General features: G+C 34.6%; 22 protein-coding genes. 6 read left to right on the top strand and 16 right to left on the bottom strand.

Going from position 1 to position 23,605, the window contains the following annotated elements; translation table 11 throughout:
- Positions 1 to 46 precede the first annotated feature (46 nt).
- Complete coding sequence (locus NAT50_RS05585) at positions 47 to 724, top strand: TrmH family RNA methyltransferase (protein ID WP_250592214.1); 678 nt, start codon at positions 47 to 49, stop codon at positions 722 to 724.
- Here the strand turns inward: NAT50_RS05585 and NAT50_RS05580 are convergent.
- The 6 genes from NAT50_RS05580 to NAT50_RS05555 form a co-directional block, all read right to left on the bottom strand.
- On the bottom strand, positions 717 to 1,712 hold the full coding sequence (locus NAT50_RS05580; protein WP_250592213.1) for an alpha/beta fold hydrolase: 996 nt from the start codon (positions 1,710 to 1,712) through the stop codon (positions 717 to 719). The two genes, NAT50_RS05585 and NAT50_RS05580, sit on opposite strands and share 8 nt — an antisense overlap.
- A gap of 39 nt (positions 1,713 to 1,751) precedes the next feature.
- Entirely contained in the window at positions 1,752 to 2,507 is a 756-nt protein-coding gene (locus tag NAT50_RS05575) for a carboxypeptidase-like regulatory domain-containing protein (RefSeq protein ID WP_250592212.1), read from the bottom strand.
- Between the two features lie 86 nt (positions 2,508 to 2,593).
- On the bottom strand, positions 2,594 to 4,456 hold the full coding sequence (locus tag NAT50_RS05570; protein ID WP_250592211.1) for a DEAD/DEAH box helicase: 1,863 nt from the start codon (positions 4,454 to 4,456) through the stop codon (positions 2,594 to 2,596).
- A 162-nt stretch (positions 4,457 to 4,618) separates the two neighbouring features.
- A complete protein-coding gene (locus NAT50_RS05565) occupies positions 4,619 to 5,191 on the bottom strand; it encodes a non-canonical purine NTP diphosphatase (RefSeq protein WP_250592210.1) in 573 nt (190 codons plus the stop codon).
- Positions 5,192 to 5,497: 306 nt separating this feature from the next.
- On the bottom strand, positions 5,498 to 6,070 hold the full coding sequence (locus NAT50_RS05560; RefSeq protein WP_250592209.1) for a GDYXXLXY domain-containing protein: 573 nt from the start codon (positions 6,068 to 6,070) through the stop codon (positions 5,498 to 5,500).
- Positions 6,060 to 7,343, bottom strand: coding sequence for a DUF2157 domain-containing protein (locus NAT50_RS05555; RefSeq protein ID WP_250592208.1), 1,284 nt, complete (start codon positions 7,341 to 7,343; stop codon positions 6,060 to 6,062). Before NAT50_RS05555 ends, NAT50_RS05560 begins: the two co-directional genes overlap by 11 nt.
- Positions 7,344 to 7,463: 120 nt before the next feature.
- On the opposite strand from NAT50_RS05555, the gene NAT50_RS05550 reads away from it, so the two are divergent.
- Positions 7,464 to 8,723 (top strand): aminotransferase class I/II-fold pyridoxal phosphate-dependent enzyme, encoded by a 1,260-nt coding sequence (locus tag NAT50_RS05550; RefSeq protein WP_250592207.1) that lies wholly within the window; start codon positions 7,464 to 7,466, stop codon positions 8,721 to 8,723.
- A gap of 212 nt (positions 8,724 to 8,935) precedes the next feature.
- Here NAT50_RS05550 and NAT50_RS05545 read toward each other — a convergent pair whose 3' ends face one another.
- Entirely contained in the window at positions 8,936 to 11,533 is a 2,598-nt protein-coding gene (locus NAT50_RS05545; RefSeq protein WP_250592206.1) for a TonB-dependent receptor, read from the bottom strand.
- A gap of 185 nt (positions 11,534 to 11,718) precedes the next feature.
- Here NAT50_RS05545 and NAT50_RS05540 point away from each other — a divergent pair, with 185 nt between their 5' ends.
- Together NAT50_RS05540 and NAT50_RS05535 are read left to right on the top strand one after the other, a co-directional pair.
- Complete coding sequence (locus NAT50_RS05540; protein WP_250592205.1) at positions 11,719 to 13,581, top strand: DNA topoisomerase IV subunit B; 1,863 nt, start codon at positions 11,719 to 11,721, stop codon at positions 13,579 to 13,581.
- Positions 13,582 to 13,652: 71 nt separating this feature from the next.
- Positions 13,653 to 16,364 (top strand): DNA gyrase/topoisomerase IV subunit A, encoded by a 2,712-nt coding sequence (locus NAT50_RS05535; RefSeq protein WP_250592204.1) that lies wholly within the window; start codon positions 13,653 to 13,655, stop codon positions 16,362 to 16,364.
- Positions 16,365 to 16,412: 48 nt separating this feature from the next.
- On the opposite strand, the gene NAT50_RS05530 is transcribed toward NAT50_RS05535, so the two are convergent.
- The 7 genes from NAT50_RS05530 to NAT50_RS05500 form a co-directional block, all read right to left on the bottom strand.
- Entirely contained in the window at positions 16,413 to 17,183 is a 771-nt protein-coding gene (locus NAT50_RS05530) for a TerC family protein (protein ID WP_250592203.1), read from the bottom strand.
- Between the two features lie 33 nt (positions 17,184 to 17,216).
- Complete coding sequence (locus NAT50_RS05525; protein WP_250592202.1) at positions 17,217 to 17,588, bottom strand: DNA topoisomerase IV; 372 nt, start codon at positions 17,586 to 17,588, stop codon at positions 17,217 to 17,219.
- Between the two features lie 129 nt (positions 17,589 to 17,717).
- Positions 17,718 to 17,942 (bottom strand): DUF6095 family protein, encoded by a 225-nt coding sequence (locus tag NAT50_RS05520; RefSeq protein WP_262918601.1) that lies wholly within the window; start codon positions 17,940 to 17,942, stop codon positions 17,718 to 17,720.
- A gap of 13 nt (positions 17,943 to 17,955) precedes the next feature.
- Entirely contained in the window at positions 17,956 to 18,786 is an 831-nt protein-coding gene (gene murQ / locus NAT50_RS05515; RefSeq protein WP_250592198.1) for an N-acetylmuramic acid 6-phosphate etherase, read from the bottom strand.
- Positions 18,787 to 18,790: 4 nt separating this feature from the next.
- Positions 18,791 to 19,171, bottom strand: a complete 381-nt coding sequence (locus tag NAT50_RS05510) for a PH domain-containing protein (protein WP_250592196.1) — start codon at positions 19,169 to 19,171, stop codon at positions 18,791 to 18,793.
- A 36-nt stretch (positions 19,172 to 19,207) separates the two neighbouring features.
- The gene (locus NAT50_RS05505; RefSeq protein WP_250592194.1) at positions 19,208 to 19,912 is read right to left on the bottom strand and encodes a ZIP family metal transporter; all 705 of its coding nucleotides are present in this window, start codon (positions 19,910 to 19,912) and stop codon (positions 19,208 to 19,210) included.
- Positions 19,913 to 19,963: 51 nt separating this feature from the next.
- Positions 19,964 to 20,707 (bottom strand): class I SAM-dependent methyltransferase, encoded by a 744-nt coding sequence (locus NAT50_RS05500; RefSeq protein WP_250592192.1) that lies wholly within the window; start codon positions 20,705 to 20,707, stop codon positions 19,964 to 19,966.
- Between the two features lie 101 nt (positions 20,708 to 20,808).
- Here NAT50_RS05500 and NAT50_RS05495 point away from each other — a divergent pair, with 101 nt between their 5' ends.
- Positions 20,809 to 21,978: a THUMP domain-containing class I SAM-dependent RNA methyltransferase gene (locus NAT50_RS05495; RefSeq protein WP_250592190.1), complete on the top strand. Its 1,170-nt coding sequence runs from the start codon at positions 20,809 to 20,811 to the stop codon at positions 21,976 to 21,978.
- 84 nt (positions 21,979 to 22,062) lie between these two features.
- Positions 22,063 to 22,296 carry a hypothetical protein gene (locus tag NAT50_RS05490; protein ID WP_250592188.1) on the top strand — a complete coding sequence of 78 codons (234 nt, stop codon included), beginning with the start codon at positions 22,063 to 22,065 and terminating at the stop codon, positions 22,294 to 22,296.
- Positions 22,297 to 22,363: 67 nt separating this feature from the next.
- On the opposite strand, the gene NAT50_RS05485 is transcribed toward NAT50_RS05490, so the two are convergent.
- Positions 22,364 to 23,095, bottom strand: coding sequence for a DUF6048 family protein (locus tag NAT50_RS05485; protein WP_250592186.1), 732 nt, complete (start codon positions 23,093 to 23,095; stop codon positions 22,364 to 22,366).
- The gene (locus NAT50_RS05480) at positions 23,067 to 23,603 is read right to left on the bottom strand and encodes a DUF6452 family protein (protein WP_250592184.1); all 537 of its coding nucleotides are present in this window, start codon (positions 23,601 to 23,603) and stop codon (positions 23,067 to 23,069) included. The genes NAT50_RS05485 and NAT50_RS05480 overlap by 29 nt, the downstream gene beginning before the upstream one ends.
- Positions 23,604 to 23,605 lie beyond the last annotated feature (2 nt).

Genomic DNA, 23,605 nt, shown 5'->3' with positions numbered 1-23,605 from the left:
CACACTTTGTGTTATCTTTGTCGAAAATACTGAAAAATCAATCCAAATGCAATTGTTATTTCAAGACGAAAATTACTTAGCTTACTTAGAAGAGTTTATTACAGAGAGTAGAAAGGAAGGTTTTAAAAGGGTTTTAGCAAACAGAACCAAACATTTTACTGTGGTTTGTGAAGATGTGTATCAGTTGCACAATACTAGTGCGGTAATGCGTAGTTGTGAAGTTTTTGGGATTCAAGAACTGAATGTGGTAGAACAGCGTTTTGGAAAAAAAATAGATAAAGAAATTGCTTTAGGAGCCGAAAAATGGGTCGATATTCGACGTTTTTCCAATAATCAGGATTGTATAGATGATTTAAAATCAAAAGGATATCAAATTATTGCCACAACTCCTCATGAAAATGATTGTTTTCTGGAAGATTTTGACATCAGTAAACCATCAGCTATTTTTTTTGGTACAGAACGTCATGGACTTTCAGAAGAAGTGATTCAGCAAGCCGATGGTTTCTTGAAGATTCCTATGGTAGGTTTTACTGAAAGTTTAAATATTTCGGTATCGGCAGCCATTATTTTGCAGAATATTTCTACAAGATTACGTCATTCTAATATAGATTGGCAACTTACAGAAGCTGATTTATTAGAAAAACGTATTGATTGGACTAGAAAATCAATAAAAGATATCGATTTTATTACCCAGAAATACCTTGAAAAACAACAAGTTATTTAAGTAAAAATTCTTTCAAAGGATTGATAAATCGGTCGAAAACTTCTATGTGAGGCAAATGACCTACATTGTCTAATTCAACCAATTGAGCATTTGGTATTTTGGCTTGGGTTTTTTTACCCAATTCTTCATACAATCCCATAGTTTTTTGAATTTCGGATGGCGCCAATCCTTTGCCAATAGCTGTTTTATCTCTTGTTCCTATGATAAGTAGTGTTGGGATATTGATGTTGTCAAATTCATAACATACGGGTTGAGTAAAGATCATATCGGTTGTTTGGGCATTATTCCAAGCAATGAGTGGATAATCTTTGTGTAGCGTCCAACCAGCTAATACATTTAACCAAACGTCATATTCCGGTTTCCATTGGTTATCATAATAAAATTTTAATTGATAGGCTTTATGCGACTCATAGTTTTGTTTGAGTTCGGTAGCGTACCATTTATCAATGGTTTGATAAGGAACCATAGTTTTGTAATCTTCTAATCCGATTGGATTTTCTAAGATTAGTTTTTCTGTGAATGAAGGATACATCAAAGCAAAACGAGTAGCTAGCATTCCTCCCATAGAGTGGCCCAAAACGCTTGCTTTGGTGATTTTTAAATGATCTAAGATTTTTTTGGTGTTGCTGGCTAGCTGATGAAAACTGTATTGATAGCCTTTCGGTTTGCTAGATTTCCCAAAACCAATTTGATCTGGAACAATGACTCTGTAACCCTCATTGTTCAACTCTTCTATTGTGGTTTTCCAATAAGAACCGTTAAAGTTTTTACCATGTAGTAAAACAATATTTTTACCGTTATAATTTTCTGGTACAATATCCATGTAAGCCATTTTTAGATCTTGTTGTTGATCTTTTAAATTTATAAAATGAACTGGATAAGGATATTGATATCCGTTAAGATTTTTATCTAATGCTTTTAAAGGAAATTGTGCCTTAACAATTACTGAAATTAATAATAAAGACAGTAAAAAAAGATTTTTTTTCATTTAACGAATATTACGAAATTGCTTAAACGATAAAGTAAATTAATTTTTCTTTAGAATTTTGTACTCTTCATAACAACCGCTAACAGCATCAAGGATTTGAAGGTCATTAGCACTTTTCATGAAGGATTCCGAATAATTACAACGTTCTAAAATTTCAATCAATTCTTTCTCATTAATTCCCAACATGGCATAAATTGTTTGTCGGTCGTAACGTGTTTGTAGAATATTACGAAGATTGTCGTCTTTTTTCAGTTCTCTAAGTTTTTTCAACTCTTTCGGTTTTTTACCAAAAAAGTTGTACAAAGCATCGGCAGGATTGAATAAAGAACCCATAACACGAGAAAAAGCATTAGGAGAGTTTTCTCCGCCTTCATATCGCTTGGTCAAACCCGCAATAGAATACCAGTAATTTTCTCTTTCAGGAATTAATTTTGAATCGACTTCCAGATAACCCGTTAAAGTGTAGGGAGGGATCACAATCTCTTCTAAAGCATACGCTTTTTCGGTTAATTTAATACGAGACGTACGGTTTTTAATCCAGTCATTAGTCACTCTAACTTCAATAGATTGATAGCCTAAACAGGAAATCAATAAGACATCATTGACTTCGGCATTGATTTCAAAGTTTCCGTTGGCGTCTGAAATAGCTCCTCTGACTTTACTAGTGTTTACAATGTTTGCATTCCAAATGGGAAGAAAATTGTTGTCATTAACAATGACTCCTTTAACGGTATTTTCTTGTGCAAATACTGTTGTAGAAAATAGGTATAATAAAAAAACTGTAAAATATCTCATAGTTCAATTTGAAAAGCTAAATTAACTATTCAATACGAGATATTTTACAGTTTTTATGGAATTATAAGAAAATTAACAAAAAAATGTTAGCTTCTTCTAGGTCTTCTTTCTCTAGAAGCTCCGGAAGTCTCTGTACGTCTAGGAGCCGAACTAGAACGTCTTTCGTTTCTAGGTGCTCTATCGGTAGCATCGCTTCTTCTTTCTGAATTTCTAGAACCTTCACGTCTTCCGCCTTCTCTTCTGTCACCACGAGGTGCTCTGTCACGGTCTCTTCCGCCTCCAAAACCTCTTCTTTCACCACCGCGACCATTGTGGTCACGACGACTTGAATTACTACCTCCGTCGTTTTTAGAGATTTCTACGTTGATTCTGCGTCCATTTAGTTCGTATCCGTTTAATACTTCCATTACTTTGGCAGTATGCTCTCCGTCGGTGTTAAAGAAAGAGAATCCTTCTTTTACATCTACTTTGAAAACATCGTCACGTCCTAAATCTAGAGTTTCTTTTAAGAAGTCTTTCAACTGCATCCAATCGAAATCGTCTCTAGCGCCAATGTTGATGAAATAACGAACCGGATCTCCTGCTCTAATTTCTCTTGGTTCCGAACTTCTTTCTCTGTCGCCAGCTTGACTTGATAAATCACGTTTGGATTTGTAGTACGATAAGAAACGATTGAATTCTACTGAAACCATTCGTTTGATCAATTCTTCCTTAGATAAATCTTGGAAAACCTCATAGATTGCCGGTAGGTAGCTGTCGATTTCGCGATCCACTTCTGTATCGTGAATTTTATTTGCTAAATGCAATAGCTGAATTTCGCAAATTTCAATTCCAGAAGGAATGGTTTTTTCTTCAAATTTCTGTTTGATGATTCTTTCGATAGCCGAAATTTTACGCAATTCACTCTTCGTTACGATTACAATAGAGGTTCCTAATTTACCAGCACGACCAGTACGGCCAGAACGGTGGTTGTAGGTTTCAATTTCATCCGGTAACTGATAGTTTACTACGTGGGTTACGTTGTCTACGTCGATTCCACGAGCTGCTACGTCTGTGGCTACCAACATTTGAACCTGACGACCACGGAACGCTTTCATTACTCCGTCACGTTGTGCTTGAGATAAATCACCGTGTAACGCTGCAGCGTTGTATCCGTCTTCAATTAATTTTTCGGCAACTGCCTGAGTGTCTCTTTTTGTACGACAGAAAACTACCGAGAAAATATCTGGGTTTGCATCTGCCAAACGTTTTAAAGCTTCGTAACGGTCACGAGCATTTACAATGTAAAATTCGTGTGAAACCGTTGCCGAACCTGAGTTTTTATGTCCTACGGTAATTTCTACCGGGTTAGACATGAATTGTTTTCCGATGCGCGCTACTTCAGCAGGCATGGTAGCCGAGAATAACCAAGTGTTTTTCTCTTCTGGTGTGTCCGATAATATGGAACAAATGTCGTCGTAGAATCCCATGTTTAACATCTCATCTGCTTCATCCAAGATACAGAAATCGATGTTTTTAATGTTAACAAGACCTCTGTTAATCATGTCTTGCATTCTACCGGGTGTAGCCACAATAATCTGTGCGCCACGTTTTACCTCTCTAGCTTGTTCTGTAATGCTTGCACCACCATAAACAGCCACAGTATGTAACCCCTTTATGTACTTTGAGTATAATTTAATCTCGTTGGTGATTTGTAAGCATAACTCACGTGTTGGCGACAAAATTAACGCCTGAGTATTTCTGTTCTCAGCATCAATTTTCTGAATTAGCGGAAAACCAAAAGCAGCGGTTTTCCCTGTACCTGTTTGCGCTAGGGCAACTAAATCTGTGTTTTGTTCCAATAGTACTGGAATCGCTTTTTCTTGCACTTCTGACGGATTCTCAAATCCTAGATCTTTAATCGCCAGCAGTAGCGACTCATTCAATCCTAATTGTTCAAATTTATTCATAAAATATTTTAAATTGGGTGCAAAGGTACAGCTAATATGTGAGATTAGCTAATTAATTTAATTATTTGATTTTTAATCACTTAATAAACCAATTAAAATGATTTTTTGTAAGGTATTTGGTGTTTTATTTTAAATCGAAAAAAAGTAACATAGGTAAAAGAATTATTTTTGTAAGAAATCTACGAGTTGTTTTACCGCTTTTCCTCGATGGCTAATGGCAGATTTTTCTTCCATTGAAAGTTCTGCAAAAGTTTGAGTGTAGCCGTCAGCGATGAAAATAGGGTCGTAACCAAAACCGTTTGTTCCTTTTTTCTCGGTCGTTAGTTTTCCTTTTATTATTCCGGTAAATAGGTGTTGCTCGCCGTTGATGTTAAGGCAAATGACAGTTTTGAAATTAGCGTTACGATTCGATTCGTTTTTAAGGACGGATAATAGTTTGTCGATGTTTTTGTTGTCATCTTTAGGTTCACCGGCATATCGAGCAGAGTATACCCCAGGGGCACCATTAAGTTGATCGACTTCTAACCCGCTATCATCAGCGAAACATGCATATCCGTAATTCTGGGTTACGTAATTGGCTTTTAAAATTGCATTACCTTCGATAGTATCTGCGGTTTCTGGAATATCGGTATCACATCCGATGTCTTTTAGACTTAAAATTTTTATGTCTGAAGGAACTAATTGTTGAATCTCTTTGATTTTATTCTGATTGTTGGAGGCGAAAACTAGTTGCATAATCTATTTTTTTGGCAAAGGTAAAATTTTAACAAATGATGAGGAAAAACCGTAATCGGAATTATTAAGACTTCTATAATTTTGTCTATGAAGTTTTAATTGAATAAACAAACTGGGTCTAAAACTAAAAGAACAATAACAAATTGAATACAGATTACTTTTTAGAATAAAATTAGTAGATAGGGGGACAAAATTCGAACGTTTTATAAAGTAAATTCTATAACTGTTTTCATTATTTTTTCAAATTTGCAACTACATAACTATTGTTCTTTGGTTTTAGAAAATTAATTAGGGGATAAGCCACTTTTATAGTGGCTTATTGTTTTTTTGTAGATATTCATTTATGGAAATATCGTCTATCATAACATCCTTGATGATTCCTTCTCCGTTTTTTATAGCAATAACAGCGTAAGTGTTAGAAGATTGATTTCTAGAACTTTCATTGTATGCTTTTTCTGCTTCTGAAGCCTTGTATTCGTTCATGTAGAAACGTTCAAAAGGAAATTCTATCCAAATTTGGTGTTCGTTACCATACTCATTAATTGAAAGGGCTTTAACTTTTAGGAATTCCTCTGTTTTGGGTTCCGTATTACTGATTTTTACAATTCTTGCAAATCCTTTTTTGTCATTAGCTATAATGGCATAGAGGTCTTTGTTTATGTCGATTTTTCGTTTTAAAACAAGATGATTTTCTTTAAAATACAATCGGATGAATTTTCCTCTGAATGGATCGTGTGGATCTATGGGTTCAGTTTTAAATTTGTATATTTTACCAGTTTTAAGCACATCATTATTGTGTAGAATCATCCGTAATGGCACTGCTAATTGTGCTATAACAACTAAGAAAAAGGCTAATAGAAGTATGTTTTTAGTTTTCATGTTGTTTGCGTTTTTTTAGTAAATAATAATTCAAGAGGAAGAATCCCAATCCGATACTTATAAATAACAATCCTCGAATAATAAAGCTCATCTCGGTATCAAAGAAGCGACAAAGAATTAAAAAAGAAATAACAATTAGCCCGAAATTCAATTTGTATAAACTATAGGTCTCGGCTCCATTTTTAATTTCGTAAGTACCAATAAGTAAAACTATAAAATTAGTGATGGTAATGAGGACAAAAGCTTCGGTTTCTGAACTTAAAAAAAATAAGATCGAAAATAAGATAAAAACAAAGTGAATGGGATTGGTTTTTAAAATTGTCCTTTTTTTAAGCGTTTTAAATAGAAGGATTAAGCCTACAAGAAATAAGGTGAGATATACTAAGGAGTCTATTTGTAAATAGTCTTTTTTCTGTCTTTGTAATTCTAACCAAGGGTCCTTAAATGTGAAGATAAAAGTTAAGACTAAGGTTCCTATTTTTCCCACTAGCCAAAAAGCATTACGCGGTTGATCTAAACCTGAGAAAAAATCGGATTTGCCAATAAAATAAAAAATAGACAATACCGAAATGAATCCGATGAGTAATACCGGATTATTTAAAGGAGAAATACTGGGCAAGCAAATAAGTAAGCCCACTGCCCAAAACCAATGATGAAATCTGGTAAAATTTGTTTTAGGATATGTCTTGAGAAGTGAAATGTAATATGGCAGTAAAATAAGGAATAGCAACCAATGCAAGAATTGTGCTGATTGACGATATTCATAATTGCTAACCGAACAATACCAAGTAATTCCGGCAATGCACAATAACGAAACAAAGGAAGAACGCATGATGTACACCAACGGAATGGATAATAAAATCCAAGTCAGTAAAAAACCTTTAAAATTTTCCGGCAAATTGTATACTTGAGCAATCAATGAAATAGTGGCTGCAACGGCAAATAGTAAAAAAGTGGCGCTACTTTCTCTCCAAGCGCTCGACTCTGGTTTTTTTTGTAATGAAAAAAAGCAGAAAGCTTGACTTAGAATGGTAGGAATAAAGGAGATAATGGTTTTGGTTAAAATCGAAAAATTATCCCAATTATGCGCTAAGATCAGAATAATACCTAGTCCGCCAAGAAGCGCACCTAAAATTCCGAAAATGGTAAAAAGTTTATTTGGGTTGTTTTCAGGTTTTTTCTGATAATAATTTATAATATTTTCTGCAATGTCTTTCGTAATGACGTTGTTAGAAACCAATTCAGGAAGTTCCTTTAAAATTGAATTCGACATATAGTTGTTTTTATTTGACAAACCAAATTAGTCATTTTTTTGAAAATATATCTCTGTAATCATGATTATTAATCTATTTAAAATTCCTATTTTTGCCACGTTTTAAAAATCAATTTTGAAATGGTAAAAGATTTATTCGAAAGAATTCAAAACAATAAAGGACCTTTAGGAAAATGGGCTTCTCAAGCAGAAGGTTACTACGTTTTCCCTAAATTAGAAGGAGAATTAGGACCAAGAATGATGTTTCACGGAAAAGAAATATTAAACTGGTCAATTAATGATTATTTAGGTTTAGCTAATCACCCGGAAGTTAGAAAAGCAGATATTGAAGCCGCACAACAATACGGTGCAGCTTACCCAATGGGAGCTCGTATGATGTCAGGGCACACAAAATTTCACGAACAATTAGAAAATGAGTTAGCCGAATTTGTAATGAAAGAAGCGGCTTACTTATTAAACTTCGGTTATCAAGGAATGGTATCTATCATTGATGCATTGGTAACTAAAAACGATGTAATTGTTTATGATGTTGATGCTCATGCTTGTATCATTGATGGTGTACGTTTGCACATGGGAAAACGTTTTACCTACAAGCACAACGACATCGAGAGTATGGAGAAAAACTTACAACGTGCGACTAAGTTGGCAGAAGAAACAGGAGGTGGTATTTTATTTATTACCGAAGGTGTTTTCGGAATGCGTGGTCAGCAAGGTAAGTTGAAAGAAATTGTAGAAATGAAAAAGAGATACAATTTCCGTCTTTTGGTTGATGATGCTCATGGATTTGGTACTCTTGGTAAAACAGGAGCTGGAGCAGGAGAAGAGCAAGGTTGTCAAGATGGAATTGATGTGTATTTCTCAACTTTTGCAAAATCAATGGCTAACATTGGCGCTTTCGTAGCTGCTGATAAAGATATTATTGATTATTTGAAATATAATTTACGTTCACAAATGTTTGCAAAAGCATTGCCAATGATTCAAACTATTGGTTCTTTAAAACGTTTAGAACTATTACGTAAATCTTCTGAACTTAAAGACAAACTTTGGGAAAATGTTAATGCATTACAAAATGGATTAAAAGAAAGAGGATTCAACATTGGAGATACTAACACTTGTGTAACTCCAGTTTACCTTGAAGGTTCTATTCCAGAAGCAATGGTTATGGTAAATGACTTACGTGAAAACTATGGTATATTCCTTTCAATCGTTGTGTATCCGGTAATTCCTAAAGGTATTATCTTGTTGAGAATGATTCCAACGGCATCACACTCTTTAAAAGATATCGAAGAAACTTTAGCAGCTTTCGAAGCGATTCGTGAGAAACTAGTTAACGGTACTTACAAGGCAATTGCTGAAGCTAATGTTGAGAATGTTTCTTAATATGAAATAGGAAATAATCTAATGTATATAATAAAAGCCATCAAAGAAATTTGATGGCTTTTATGTTTTTTAACCGTACAATATTAAAAAGGGAATTAGTGTCTATTTGCTGAAAAGTAAAGTTATTAAATGATAAAAACCAGTTACGTGAATTAAAGTAACTGGTTTTTTGTTGGTAATGTAAATAGATGACTATCTACAGATTTTTAGTTTTAAAATTTAACTCCCAATCGAACAAAACCATAAGCTCCGTTAGACCCCATTTGAACAGAATCGAAGTTCCCACCAGTTTCTGTTTCAGTGTCTTGGATGTCTGGGTAAACGTTTAGAAGATTGTTTACACCTAATGTGATGTTAAAGTTTTTATTGATTTTTTGGTTTATAGATAAATCGGTAACAATTTTATTTCCATAGTAATCGATGGTATCTAACCAATCTATTAATTCTACTTCGCCAAAACGGGTAAATCTTAAACTAGCATTGAATTTTTTGTTGTAATTATAGTTAAAGTTCAATCCTAATTTGCTTTTAGGAGCCGAAGCTAATAAGAAATATTGCTCTCTTTTTCCAAACAAAGTTTCAGGATCTAAACCAGTTCCTTCTCCAATTTTGCCAATGCTCATCTTATTTAAGTTTCCAATGAAAGAAGTGCTTAGGGTACTGTTGCCAAATTTTTCGTCGTAAGTTAATACAAAATCAACTCCTGTAGTTTGCGTATCTAAAGCATTGGCGAAAAACTGAACATTAGATACATTTAATCCTGCCAAACCACTACCATCAAATTGTCCAGTCAGTACAATACGATCTTTAATATCAACAAAGTAACCATCAATAGTTCCGGTGATTTTTCCTTTTTTGTAAGTAAAGCCTAAACTCGCGTTAAATGCTTTCTCTTCTTTAAGTTGTCCAATTCCGAAAGCTTTGGTAATCGGATCGTCGTTTCCGGCTAGTAATGTTTCAGAGGCATTTCCGCTAATGTAATCTGTAAATTTAAGATTGTAATATTTTTGAGTTAATGAAGGGGCTCTAAAACCGGTACTCATGGAGTATCGCATCGCAAGATCTTTAGTGAATTTGATGCGTTGAGCAATTTTTGCATTTAAAGTAGAACCAAAATCACTGTAATTTTCATATCGAACGGCTACAGCTAGATTCACATTGTCATCAAAATCGATTTCAGTATCAATGTAACCAGCAACATTCGTTCTTGTTTTGTTCACTTCATTTTCGGGACTGTACCCTGGAAATCCTTGAGAGCCTCCTGGTCTTGGGTCTCCGTTTCCGTCATAAACATAATCTCCAGGATCCGTATTTTCTGTTACGATGTCTCCGTTAATGTCGTATAACGCATAAGAAGCTTCTTCACCACCAAAAATTTTAAACATTTCTCTTCGAAATTCTGAACCGAATGCAATGTTCATTCCGTTTAATATTTTGTCGAAATTTTTAGTAAAATGTAGACCAACGGTATTTTGTGATAACGAATGTCCTCCAGCATCAAAAGAAGTTGGTGAATTATTTTGTAGGGAAGCGTTTAGCGTATTGTGAATGTCATATTTGAAATGATTCGTCCCAAAAGTGTTGTTAAGATCCATTTCCCATTCACCAAGTTTGGTTTTAAATCCTACCGAAACAGAACCATCGGTAATTTTAGTTCCAATAATAGGATCAAAACCATTCGGATAAATAGACGGAATATTTCTTGGGCTATCCGCTGATCTGGTGAATGCATAAGCATCAGAATCTCTTAAGCTTAAACCTCCAAAAGCATAAACCTGAGATTTCTCTCCAACATCAATTGATCCGTTTAAAAATAGGCTTCCATTTTTGGCTGCAGCATCTCCAAACTGATTTCTGTAGATGTCGTATTTGTTAGGATTTGCTGGGCGATTGGTGTGGTCTTTTTGAGATACATCTAAAGTGGCATTCAAAAATCCTTTATCGCCTAATTTAAACCCGTAATTTCCGTTCACTTGTATAGTTTGTCCATCGGTGCCGCTCGATTGAATGTCGTCTCCATAAGGTGTTTTAGCATAATATGTTCCGTAACTCACATTTCCGTTAAATTCTTCAACATTGTCTTTTAATACGATGTTAATTACCCCAGCAATAGCATCTGATCCGTATTGAGCAGAGGCTCCATCACGTAAAATCTCTATACGCTTGATAGCAGCTGCAGGTATAGCATTCATATCAGTACCGGTATTACCACGGCCTCTAGATCCAAATAAATTGACTAATGAAGATTGATGTCTTCTTTTTCCGTTGATGAGCACTAAAGTTTGGTCAGGACCTAATCCTCTCAGAGTAGCTGGGTCGATATGGTCAGCTCCGTCCGACCCCGATTGTTTACTAGCATTGAAGGAAGGTGCCAAATATTGCAACAATGCATTGACCTCTATTTGTCCTGTTTTACTCACGACCTCCTGCATGTTAATGATGTCGACAGCTACCGGAGAATCGATAATGGTTCTTTTGGTGTTTCTGGAACCAACGGCTTGAACAGCAACTTCATCCAATAATACACCGTCTTCTTCAAGCGAAACTATAATTGGACTTTGACTGGCGCTGACTTCTGTTTTTTTGTATCCTAAAGATGAGATAACGATGGTTGCGTTAGTATTGGATACTGTCATTTTGAATTTGCCTTCAAAATCTGTGGTAGTTCCTGACGAGGTGCCTTTTTCAGTAACATTGGCGCCTACAATGGGTTGACCTTTGTTGTCATTTACAGTTCCAGTAATAGTTTTTTGAGAATAACCGAGGTTAATCCCTAAAAAAATCAAAATAAAAGCTAATAATTTATTCATTGTGTGGTTGGTTAAAGTTATTGCTAATATAAATAAAAAAATATTGTTAAATTTTTATTAAAATAAAATATTTTACAAAACTTATTTTTGGTCGTTAAATTTCTCTCTTGTCAATAACTTTATTGGTCAACTATTTTATATGAAAGCTATTTGCTATAAATTAGCAAAAAATCGATTTTTTTAAAATGTTAGAGCAAAATCAATACACCGAAGACAATATCCGTTCTCTCGATTGGAAAGAGCATATCCGTATGCGTCCCGGTATGTATATCGGAAAATTGGGCGACGGTTCTTCACCTGATGATGGTATTTATATCTTATTGAAAGAAGTTCTCGATAACTGTATCGATGAATTTGTGATGGGAGCAGGAAAAACTATCGAAGTGACTATCAAAGACAAGATGGTTACGGTACGCGATTATGGTCGTGGAATCCCGTTGGGGAAGGTGGTTGACGTGGTTTCTAAGATGAATACCGGAGGTAAATACGATTCTAAAGCCTTCAAAAAATCGGTAGGTTTAAATGGTGTGGGTACCAAAGCAGTGAACGCTCTTTCTAATTTTTTTAGAGTAGAATCGGTTCGTGATAACCAACAAAAAGCAGCCGAATTCTCTGCAGGAAATCTTACCTTAGAAGAAGATATTCAGGAGACCACTAAGAGAAAAGGAACGAAAGTTTCTTTCATAGCCGACGATACTATTTTCAAGAACTACAAGTATCGCAATGAATATATTGTGAAAATGCTTAAGAATTACTGTTACCTAAATACGGGGTTAACAATAATTTTTAACGGAGAAAAATTCTTTTCTGATAACGGATTAAAAGATTTGTTGGAGGAGAATATTTCGGAAGAAGACATGGTATATCCTATTATTCATCTTTCTGGGGATGATATTGAAATTGCGATGACTCACAGTAAGACGCAATATTCGGAAGAATATTATTCGTTTGTTAATGGTCAGAATACGACACAAGGAGGAACGCATTTAGGTGCTTTTAGAGAGGCCATAGTCAAAACGATCAAAGAATTTTACAACAAAAACTTCGAAGCTTCCGATATTCGTAAATCTATCGTGTCTGCGATTTCGGTTAAAGTAGAAGAACCAGTTTTCGAATCACAAACCAAAACCAAATTAGGATCTACTGAAATGGGACCTAATTCTCCATCGGTTCGTTCTTACGTAAATGATTTTATTAAAACAAAACTAGATAATTTTTTACATAAAAACCCTGAAATTGCCGATGCCTTACTTCGTAAAATTCTTCAAGCGGAACGCGAACGTAAAGAACTTTCGGGAATTCGAAAATTAGCCAAAGAACGTGCTAAAAAAGCTAGTTTACACAACAAAAAATTGCGTGATTGTCGTGTACATTTAACCGATGCTAAAAATCCAAGAAGTTTAGAAAGTACTCTTTTCATTACCGAGGGTGATTCAGCTTCGGGGTCTATCACTAAATCTCGTGATGTAAATACTCAGGCGGTTTTTAGTTTACGAGGTAAGCCATTGAATTCTTATGGAATGACTAAAAAGATTGTGTATGAAAACGAAGAATTCAACCTATTACAAGCGGCTCTCGACATAGAAGAGAGTATGGAAGACTTGCGTTACAATAACATTGTAATTGCTACCGATGCCGATGTCGATGGAATGCACATTCGATTATTATTGATTACCTTTTTCTTGCAGTTTTTTCCTGAAATCATAAAAGAAGGCCATTTGTATATTTTACAAACGCCATTGTTCCGTGTCCGCAATAAAAAAGAAACTATTTATTGCTACAGCGATGAAGAGCGTAGAAATGCAATAGAAAAATTAAAACCAAAACCAGAAATTACCCGATTCAAAGGATTGGGTGAAATTTCTCCGGATGAGTTTAAGCATTTCATAGGACAAGATATTCGACTAGATCCCGTGATGTTAGACAAAGCGACTTCTATTGAAAAATTATTGGAATTCTACATGGGTAAAAATACGCCGGATCGTCAGGAGTTTATTATCAAGAATCTAAAAGTAGAATTAGATACGGTAGAAGAATTAACAAATTAAGTTCACAGCTTACAGTTTGCAGTTTACAGTTTTTCTGTTAACTGTTAATTGTTAACCGTAAACATAGCAAAATGAGTGAAGAAAACGAAAATATAAACGAAGAAGAATTAACACCTCAAGACGAGAACCTATCTGAAGAAAATACTTCAGAAGAGGGTCATTTCGAAGGAGAACATTTTTACGATAACAACGAAGAAAATTCTGAAGCTACCATAACCAAGGTTACAGGAATGTACAAAGATTGGTTCTTAGATTATGCTTCTTATGTAATCTTAGAGCGTGCGGTACCTGCTATAGAAGATGGATTCAAGCCCGTACAACGCCGTATCATGCATTCCATGAAAGAATTGGATGATGGTCGTTACAATAAAGTAGCGAACGTAGTTGGACATACCATGCAGTATCACCCACACGGAGATGCGAGTATTGGAGATGCCATGGTGCAAATTGGACAAAAGGATTTACTCATTGATACTCAGGGGAACTGGGGAAATATCCTCACGGGCGATGGAGCTGCTGCTTCGCGATACATTGAAGCACGTTTGAGTAAATTTGCTTTAGAAGTATTGTATTCGCCAAAAATAACCGAGTGGGGATTGTCCTACGATGGTCGTCGAGCAGAGCCAATCAATCTTCCAGTTAAGTTTCCATTGTTGCTAGCGCAAGGAGGAGAAGGGATTGCGGTAGGATTGTCGACTAAGATTTTACCTCATAACTTCAATGAGTTGATCGACGCCTCTATCAAGATTTTGAAGAATAAACCTTTCACGCTATATCCTGATTTTCCAACAGCCGGTATAGCCGATGTTTCAAACTATAATGACGGTTTGAGAGGTGGACGTGTGCGAGTACGCGCGAAAATTTCGCAATTAGACAAACAAACTTTAGTCATTACTCAAATTCCGTTTTCAACCAATACTTCATCTTTGATTGATAGTATTTTAAAAGCCAATGAAAAGGGAAAAATCAAGATTAAAAAAATTGAAGATAATACGGCTGCAGAAGTAGAGATCTTAATCCATCTTCCGCCTGGAGTATCGCCGGATAAAACCATAGATGCTTTGTATGCTTTTACGGCTTGTGAAACTTCGTTGGCCCCTTTAGGTTGTGTGATTGAAGACAATAAGCCGTTATTTATTGGAGTTTCAGAAATGTTGAAAATTTCAACCAATCGTACGGTTGATTTATTACGTCAGGAACTTGAAATTCAGTTGCAGGAATTAGAAACCAAATGGCATTTTTCTACTTTAGAGAAAATCTTCATCCGTGAAGAAATGTACATCGATTTCAAATTGTACTCCGATAAAGAATCGTTATTCCAGTATATGTATGATCGTTTTGAGCCTTTCAAAAAATCATTTGTCAGAGAGATTGTTGATGAAGATTTACAGAAATTAACTCAAATTCCGATGATTCGTATTACCCGTTTCGATTCGGATAAAGCAGATGAGCAGATTGCGAAGCTGGAGGAAGATATGGAGCAGGTGAAGCATCATTTGGCTCATTTGATTGAGTTTGCCATCGATTATTTCTCCAAATTAAAAGAAAAATACGGCAAAGGTCGCGAACGTCAGACAGAATTACGTTCTTTCGATACTATCGAAGCAACAAAAGTAGTTTTAAGAAACACCAAATTGTATGTGAACCGCGAAGAAGGGTTCATTGGTACTGGATTGAAAAAAGACGAGTACGTAGCCGATTGTTCGGATATTGATGATGTGATTTGTTTCTTACGCGATGGGAAAATGGTGATTACCAAAGTTGATGATAAGAAGTTTATCGGAAAAGATATTATTCACGTCGCGGTATTTGATAAAAATGACAAACGAACCATTTACAACATGATTTATCGAGACGGAAAATCGGGTCCGTCATTCATCAAACGTTTTAATGTTTCAGGGGTTACTCGTGATAAAGAATACGATTTAACACAGGAAAAACCGGGATCACAAGTCTTGTATTTTTCCGCTAACCCTAATGGTGAGGCCGAAACAGTAACCATCTTACTTCGTCAGGTGGGAAGTGTGAAAAAATTGAAATGGGATGTCGATTTTGCTGATATTATGATTAAAGGCCGCGGTTCTAAAGGGAATACAGTCTCTAAATATCCTATTAAGAAGATCGAATTAAAAGAGAAAGGAATTTCGACTCTGCGTCCTCGAAAAGTTTGGTTTGATGATACCGTTCAGCGCTTGAATGTAGATGGAAGAGGGGAGTTATTAGGTGAATTTCGTCCTAACGACCGCTTGTTAATCATTACTCAATCCGGAAAATTAAAAACGATTATTCCGGAATTAACAACTCATTTTGATGACGATATGATCGTGTTAGAGAAGTGGAATCCTAAGAAACCAATATCTTGCATTTACTATGATGGAGAGAAAGAGCGTTATTTCGTAAAACGTTTTCTGGTGGAGAATGAAAACAAGGAGGAACTTTTCATTACCGAGCACGAAAAATCACAATTAGAGATTGTTTCTACAGATTGGCGTCCGGTGGCTGAGATTGTCTTTGCTAAAAACAAAGGCGTACAAAAAGAAAATCAAACTATCGATTTAGAACAGTTTATCGCTTTGAAGGGAATTAAGGCATTAGGGAACCAATTAACAACTGAAAAATTGAAGCAGGTCAATTTATTGGATCCACTTCCTTATGAAGAACCTATAGAAATAATTCCGGATGAAATAGAAAAAGGAGATACCGAAAATACAGAAGGTACCGAATTAACCGATTATAATATAAGTCTAGATGACGATGGTCAGATAACTTTAAGTTTAGAATAAAAAAAAGCTCCCCAATTGGGGAGCTTTTTTGTAAATATTAATATTGTCTTATTTCTTTTTTCTCATTTTCATGTTTAAGAATTCTACAGCCAACGAGAAAGCAATAGCAAAATACAAATAGCCTTTTGGAACAGCACCAACATGTTGACCAACCAATGCAGCATTAGATAAGTGCATACTTTCTGTCATTAGCATAAATCCGATAAGAATTAAGAACGCTAAACCTAAAATTTGTATCGAAGGGTTTGCGTTAACGAAATTTCCAACCGGAACCGCAAATAACATCATTACGACTACGGAAACAATAACTGCAGTAACCATGATATAAAGTGCACCTTCTAATCCGTTGGTCATCCCTACAGCTGTTAAAATACTGTCTACAGAGAAAATTAAATCGATTAACAAAATTTGGAATATCACACTTCCGAAAGATTTGGTAGCAGCCGTTTTTAGATCTTTTTCTTCTTCACCTTTGTGATCTACTTTTTCATGGATCTCTTTGGTACTTTTATAGATTAGGAAAATTCCACCAGCAAGTAATATAACGGCTTGACCAGTAAAATTCGCACTAAACCATCCCCAATCAATAGTAAACCATGGTTCTTTCATAGCAATTAAATAGCTAATTCCCATTAAAAGAGCAATTCTCATAAACATAGCTAAGAATAAACCGATTTGAGTGGCTTTTTTACGTTTTTCAACCGGTAATTTTCCAGTTACGATAGAAATAAAAATGATGTTGTCAATACCTAATACAATTTCTAAAAAAGTTAAGGTTAAAAGGGCTACCCATGCATCGGGATTTAAAAATACTTCCATTATTTAGTTATTTGATTTTTGAGTTATACGTGTTTATTTGATTTTTGTTACAGTTCCTTTTTGTTTTTTTGCGTCTCCTACATATGAGTATTCAAAAGTGTATCCATCTTTATTAGTGGTAAGAATTTTAATAATGATGGCTTTCTTTTCTATTCTATTTTTAGGGTGTAGTTTTTGTAGAACATATTCACAATCATTTACCCAACGAACACTAGCGGTATCTGTTTTTCCTTTGAAAGTTTCGATTTGTATTGTATCGTTTCGTTCGAAATACGAAGTCAGTTTTTGACCTTCAATTTCTTCGGTAAATTCAAATTTTCCAGTTTTAAAATCCTTGCAGTTTCTTTCTTGTTGGTAACAAGAAACTAAAAAGAGACTGATTAATAAAGCTGCTATTTTATTCATTTTACTATATTTTGTTGCCTTTTAAAATTTTCAAAACTTTTGTTCTTTATGAAGAGTAACGAAAGCGATGTGGATTTTACCATGAGCAATTAGTTAATTAGTGTTGTTTTCGTCTTCAAAAGAGTCAAATTATTTACCATCAAATAAACTTTTCATAATGGTTTGAATCCCTTTAAAAATCAAATATATAGAAAATAGGCAAACGATGATTCCCATTCCTAATACTGGTATGAACAGTGGATGCGACTGATTTTTAAAGGACATAAAAATTACATAAGGTCCTATGAACAGTAAGGGTAAGGAAAAAGACAATATTCTGATTCCTTTCATAAGTAGTATTTTGTTGGTAGACATTGTAAGTAGCCAATTAAGATTTTGATTTCATTTGTATGTTGTAGTGTTCTATAGCTTTTCGTACACTTCCGAATTCTTTTAATAATTTTTCTGCTTCTTCATACGTAACGGGAATTTCTTCCATGATCATGCGTGTTCCGCGATCAATCAGCTTGACATTACTTAACTGCATATCGACCATTTTGTTTCCTTTCACACGGCCTAACTGAATCATAGCTGTTGTAGAAATCATGTTCAAAACCATTTTTTGAGCCGTTCCAGCTTTCATGCGAGAACTTCCGGTGACAAATTCTGGTCCAACAACTACTTCTATGGGAAGTTGAGCCGTTTGAGACAAAGGACTACCTTGATTGCAGGTAATACAACCCGTGGTAATATTATTTTCGTTGCATTTTTCTAATCCTCCAATAACATAAGGTGTAGTTCCCGAAGCAGCAATACCAATAACTACATCATTTTCATTGATGTTCCATTCCTGTAAATCCTTCCAGGCTTGTTCTTTATCGTCTTCTGCAAATTCAACTGCTTTTCGAATTGCTGTATCGCCGCCAGCAATAATTCCTATAACCAAATCAAAAGGAACCCCGAAAGTTGGTGGACATTCCGAAGCGTCCACAATTCCTAATCTTCCCGAAGTACCAGCGCCGATGTAAAACAAACGACCGCCTTTTTTCATTTGCTCTACCATTTTAGTAACTAAAGTTTCAATTTGAGGTAAGGCTTTTTCTACTGCTAAAGGAACCGTTTTGTCTTCGTTGTTAATATTACTTAACAAATCATGAACCGACATTTGTTCTAAATGTTCGTATTTTGATGATTGTTCGGTGGTTTTTGTGAAAGTCATGATTTTATTTTAGAACATGATGCGCAAGTACTTTTTGGACATCATAGACATTTACAGATTTATTGAATTGTTTAACAATACTTGGGTTTACTTCACTTGAAACCCATATTTTCAACTCCGCTTCTAAGTCGAATGTACCGGCTGTTTCCACACTAAAACGAGAAATGCTTTTATAAGAAATACTTTTGTATTCTATTTTACTGCCAGTAATTCCTTGCTTTTCGATTAAAATTAATCTTTTGTTTGAGAAAATAAAAGTGTCTCTAATCAATTTGAAACCTAATTCGATTTCCTCACCCTCAATAAGAAGATTTCCATAATCTTTTATTAAGGTTTCCTGATTCACAGTTCCGGCATTTCCAAGAAGAGCAGAAAATAATCCCATAATAGCGCTTTTTAGTTTATCAAATGTAACGAAAATCTACATAAAATAAGCCAAAACAACACCTGAGATAATTACAGTGAGTTTTGCTAAATTGAATTTATGACCTTCACTGCTTTCAAAAATAATGGTTGATGAAATGTGAAATAAAATACCGATTACAAAAGCCGTAATTTCAGATTTATAATGTATCAGAATTTCAGAATCTAGAGTTGCAAAAGTTCCTAAAGGAGTCATAACGGCAAATAAGATCATGAAAAGGAAAATCGACAATTTATTTAAATGGGATTGCATTAAAAAAGTGGTCAGAATCATTGAAATAGGGAAGTGGTGAATTGAAATTCCCCAAGCTAAGTGTGGATGCTGACTGATAGGCATACCTTCCAACAAAGCATGAAGGCATAAACTGATGAATAAGGCCCAAGGAATATGATTCATTTTGTGGTGTCCGTGAACATGGCCGTGTTCTGCTCCCTGAGAGAAATATTCTAAAATGATTTGAAAAATAATACCCACCATAATGAATATTCCCGAGTTGCTATGGGTGTGATTGTGATTGTGTGAATGCAAAAGAGCTTCGCTTTCTTGGTATATTTCGGGTAACAAATGTGAAACGGTTAACGCCAATAGAAATGAACCACTGAAAGCTAAGAGTAATTTTAAATTTTTCTTGCTTTTGGGTTGTAATACTAGGGCAATACCGTATCCTAGTAATACCGAAAAAAATGGAAGTAAATAGATCATAAAAAGATAATCAACTATGGGTTATGATGGTTGTGAATTTTTCGATTTAGATTATTTGAAAATCATAATCAAGCGTTCAGAATCATTCTTTAAAAATTTTCGTAATTTATAATCTCCAAAGATATCCAAAAGGAAAATACCTGCTTTTTCCATCATTTGTTCAAAATCGGTTAAAGTCAAAGCTCTTACTTTTTCCATAAAATGAAATTTTTGTCCTTGAGCTTCAAATTTGATTTCTTTGAAAATGTGTCCATCACGAACATAACGTTGGATGTTAAAATCAATACCATCAACCGTTTTTACCTCTTCAGGGACTAAATTATTGATAACATAATTAGCATTCATAAAATCGATTACCGCAAAACCATACTCGTTTAAACTCTCTTTAATAGCTAGTAAAGTCTTAAAATTGTCTTCTTCATTTTCAAAATATCCAAAACTGGTAAATAAATTAAAAACCGCATCGTATTTTTCTTCCGTATGAACACGCATGTCATGCACTTTGAAATGCAATTTTTCATTACTGAATTTTGAAGCTTCTGCGATGCTATTTTCAGACAAATCGATACCGGTTACATCATACCCTAATTGGTTTAAATAGATAGCATGACGTCCTTTGCCGCAAGCAAGATCTAATATTTTTGCGTCATCAGGCAAATTCAGATAATGGGTAAGATTATCCATGAAGTGTTCTGCTTCGGTTTGGTCTCGGTCTTTGTAAAGAATATGATAATAGGGAGAATTGAACCAAGTTTCGAACCAATTCTCTGTTTGTGTATTGTTGTTTTCTGACATTTTTCTAAATAAAAAGGCAAATTTAAAGTATTTTTGCCGATGCAATTCAATAGTTAAAAATATTTTCATTGCAATTGCTATGGTATATTGAGGTAGAAAAAATGGAAAATTTTAAAATGATAGCCAAAACGCTTTTTGGCTTTGAAGAAATTCTTGCAAAAGAATTACAACAATTAGGAGCACAACAAGTTGAAATTGGTACCCGTATGGTCAGTTTTGTTGGCGATAAAGGGTTTATGTATAAAGCCAATTTGGCATTACGCACAGCTTTAAAAATATTAAAACCTATTTATAATTTCAGAGCTTTTAACGAAGCGAGTTTGTATAAAGGAATTCAGGGTATAGATTGGTCTAAATATTTGAATTCGAATCAGACGTTTGTTATTGATACTACGGTACATTCTGATAATTTCAAGCATTCACAGTTTGTGGCTCAAAAATGTAAGGATGCTATAGTGGATCAGTTTAAGTCTAAATTTGGCGCTCGTCCGAGTATCGATAAAGATTACCCAGATTTAAGAATTAACATTCACATTGACCGCGATCAATGTTCTGTTTCATTGGATTCCTCTGGAGTTTCTTTGCATCAAAGAGGATATAAAACAGCGACCAATATTGCACCTATCAACGAAGTTTTGGCAGCAGGTATGTTATTGTTGTCTGGATGGGACGGAAGTTGCGACTTTTTAGATCCTATGTGTGGTTCTGGAACAATTTTGGCCGAAGCGGCTATGATTGCTTGTAATATTCCAGCGAATATTAATCGTAAAGAATTTGCTTTTGAAAAATGGAACGATTGGGATAATGATTTGTTTGATCAAATTATGGATTCTTTAATGAAAAAGGTTCGTGAATTTCATTACACCATCACCGGTTACGACAAAGCACCAAGTGCTGTCATGAAAGCGAAAGATAATATCCGAAATGCAAATTTGGATGAGTATGTGAAAATTTCAGAACGTAACTTTTTTGAAACCGAGAAAGAAAATAAAGGTCCGTTGCACATGGTATTTAATCCGCCGTATGGAGAGCGTTTAGATATTCATTTGGAACGCTTTTACAGAGAATTGGGCGATACCTTAAAGCAAAGTTATCCAAATACGAATGCTTGGTTTATTACCGCTAATTTGGAAGCTTTGAAATATGTTGGATTAAAACCTTCCCGAAAAATTAAATTATTTAACGGTAAACTAGAGGCACGTTTCGTGAAATATGAAATGTACGAAGGAAGTAAAAGAACAAAATTTCAAGAGCAAAATAACGTACAATAATTCAGTTTTTAGTATTTTGTAGATTTGAAGTTTAAGAGCTTCTTTGCAAAAAATAATATCTAGAAATTGATAAAAAAATGAACTATGAATAAGAAAACGAAAGCATTTATTTATAATTTTTTAGGTTTTGCAGTATTCTTTTTTACTGCAAGATATCTAATAGGAAACTATACTAATTTAGAAGGTTGGTGGATTCCATTAACAGCTTTTGTAGTGGGAACTATCCTAGCACCTAAATTTCAAACGGTTTCAACTAGAGAAGGTGAAAAACTTTTTATGAAATGGATTTTTGTTAAAGGTTTGAAAGAATTAAAATAAGTTTCAAATAGTAAAAGCGCCGAGTTGTCTGAACAATTCGGCGCTTTTTTTTTAGATATATTTTTATTTATTTCTTCGGATTTGTAATTGTTGACTTTGTGTTTGTCTTTTTATACAAAGGAATGAAATAACTAAGGGTGTAGTTCCATCCAACCCCAAATTTTCCGCCGTAAGTTCTATTAAATCCTGGGATGTATAAATTATCAAAATTATCCGGTTTAGTATCGGTGACCAAGTAATTTAATCTGAAGCTAAATCCAGCAAAGAAATTATTGAATATTTCTGCTTTTATTCCCGCGGCAACTTCCGTCCAATGAGCTGATAAGCCATCATATTTTTTTCCTGAAATAACATCAGAGGCTGGAGGAAAATATCCAGAGGTGTCGTAAATTTTATAACTGTTTAATTCCTGACTGAAAGAACCAATACCATATCTAAAACCCAAATGGATCATATTTTCCATATCGAGCCAGTTTTGATAAAAATTCCATTCAGGACCTATCTTCAGGTAACTTCCTTTGGTAGTAAAGTTTAATTGATCATCATCAGTTGTTTTATTCTCATTTCCGATTTCAGCTGCCAAATACATTTTTTTGGTTAATCGATAATCTCCTACCAATTCTAGTCCTTTATAGTCTTTATCGTAAAGAGTTCGAGCCAATTTGGAAACATCGGCACCCAAACGCAAACCATATCTTTCTGTTTTTATGATAGTATCTTTAGTCTTTTCTTGAGCCTTGATAGCCAAAGAAAAAAAGATGAGTAACAGACTAAAAGAATATTTTAACATGAACTTCATTTTCGGTTGTTATTGCATTGGTTTGTACTGCTATTTCTTTGATCCAATTGTTCGCGTCAGCATTTAAGACAACCCCGTTGGAATCATTTAGCGTAAAGACTGTTTTAAATCCACAGGCTCTAGAAATATAAATGTCGTTTCGAGTATAATTAATAGCAATTTTATCTTCATTAATTAAAGAAGTTATAGCATTGCCATCGTTGAGAGTAAAAGAATAATTAGTGAAATCTTGTATCGTTTTCAAAGGAATTTTCAACTTAGACCCATTAAAATGGTATTTCGTGTTGTCCGTAGCCGATGCATCAAATACAATACCGTTGGGTTCTCCATCTGCAATCACTTTTAAATTACTCACCGATTTGAGTGCTGTGGGATTGTTGTTGTCGTAAAATTCAATCACTAATTGTGGGGTAGTAGGTGTACCTTCTTCACAAATATCGTCTTTTTCGCAATTCCACAACGAAACAATGCTGAAAACAAAGACTATGACAAATAAAATCTTTTTCATAT

Origin of the sequence: Flavobacterium luminosum, assembly GCF_023635005.1 — a bacterium.
Taxonomy (GTDB): Bacteria; Bacteroidota; Bacteroidia; order Flavobacteriales; family Flavobacteriaceae; genus Flavobacterium; species Flavobacterium luminosum.
The sequence above is the reverse complement of the archived record's forward strand: the minus strand, read 5'-3'. Positions and strand labels throughout refer to the sequence as shown.

Coding starts and splice junctions, on each gene's coding strand:
- NAT50_RS05520 (WP_262918601.1), bottom strand. CDS start 17,942: ATGTCTACCAACAAAATACTACTTATGAAAGGAATCAGAATATTGTCT.
- NAT50_RS05580 (WP_250592213.1), bottom strand. CDS start 1,712: ATGAAAAAAAATCTTTTTTTACTGTCTTTATTATTAATTTCAGTAATT.
- NAT50_RS05525 (WP_250592202.1), bottom strand. CDS start 17,588: ATGAATAAAATAGCAGCTTTATTAATCAGTCTCTTTTTAGTTTCTTGT.
- NAT50_RS05570 (WP_250592211.1), bottom strand. CDS start 4,456: ATGAATAAATTTGAACAATTAGGATTGAATGAGTCGCTACTGCTGGCG.
- NAT50_RS05505 (WP_250592194.1), bottom strand. CDS start 19,912: ATGATCTATTTACTTCCATTTTTTTCGGTATTACTAGGATACGGTATT.
- NAT50_RS05550 (WP_250592207.1), top strand. CDS start 7,464: ATGGTAAAAGATTTATTCGAAAGAATTCAAAACAATAAAGGACCTTTA.
- NAT50_RS05540 (WP_250592205.1), top strand. CDS start 11,719: ATGTTAGAGCAAAATCAATACACCGAAGACAATATCCGTTCTCTCGAT.
- NAT50_RS05585 (WP_250592214.1), top strand. CDS start 47: ATGCAATTGTTATTTCAAGACGAAAATTACTTAGCTTACTTAGAAGAG.
- NAT50_RS05565 (WP_250592210.1), bottom strand. CDS start 5,191: ATGCAACTAGTTTTCGCCTCCAACAATCAGAATAAAATCAAAGAGATT.
- NAT50_RS05535 (WP_250592204.1), top strand. CDS start 13,653: ATGAGTGAAGAAAACGAAAATATAAACGAAGAAGAATTAACACCTCAA.
- NAT50_RS05490 (WP_250592188.1), top strand. CDS start 22,063: ATGAATAAGAAAACGAAAGCATTTATTTATAATTTTTTAGGTTTTGCA.
- NAT50_RS05500 (WP_250592192.1), bottom strand. CDS start 20,707: ATGTCAGAAAACAACAATACACAAACAGAGAATTGGTTCGAAACTTGG.
- NAT50_RS05480 (WP_250592184.1), bottom strand. CDS start 23,603: ATGAAAAAGATTTTATTTGTCATAGTCTTTGTTTTCAGCATTGTTTCG.
- murQ (WP_250592198.1), bottom strand. CDS start 18,786: ATGACTTTCACAAAAACCACCGAACAATCATCAAAATACGAACATTTA.
- NAT50_RS05545 (WP_250592206.1), bottom strand. CDS start 11,533: ATGAATAAATTATTAGCTTTTATTTTGATTTTTTTAGGGATTAACCTC.
- NAT50_RS05530 (WP_250592203.1), bottom strand. CDS start 17,183: ATGGAAGTATTTTTAAATCCCGATGCATGGGTAGCCCTTTTAACCTTA.
- NAT50_RS05560 (WP_250592209.1), bottom strand. CDS start 6,070: ATGAAAACTAAAAACATACTTCTATTAGCCTTTTTCTTAGTTGTTATA.
- NAT50_RS05555 (WP_250592208.1), bottom strand. CDS start 7,343: ATGTCGAATTCAATTTTAAAGGAACTTCCTGAATTGGTTTCTAACAAC.
- NAT50_RS05495 (WP_250592190.1), top strand. CDS start 20,809: ATGGAAAATTTTAAAATGATAGCCAAAACGCTTTTTGGCTTTGAAGAA.
- NAT50_RS05485 (WP_250592186.1), bottom strand. CDS start 23,095: ATGAAGTTCATGTTAAAATATTCTTTTAGTCTGTTACTCATCTTTTTT.
- NAT50_RS05575 (WP_250592212.1), bottom strand. CDS start 2,507: ATGAGATATTTTACAGTTTTTTTATTATACCTATTTTCTACAACAGTA.
- NAT50_RS05510 (WP_250592196.1), bottom strand. CDS start 19,171: ATGGGATTATTTTCTGCTCTTCTTGGAAATGCCGGAACTGTGAATCAG.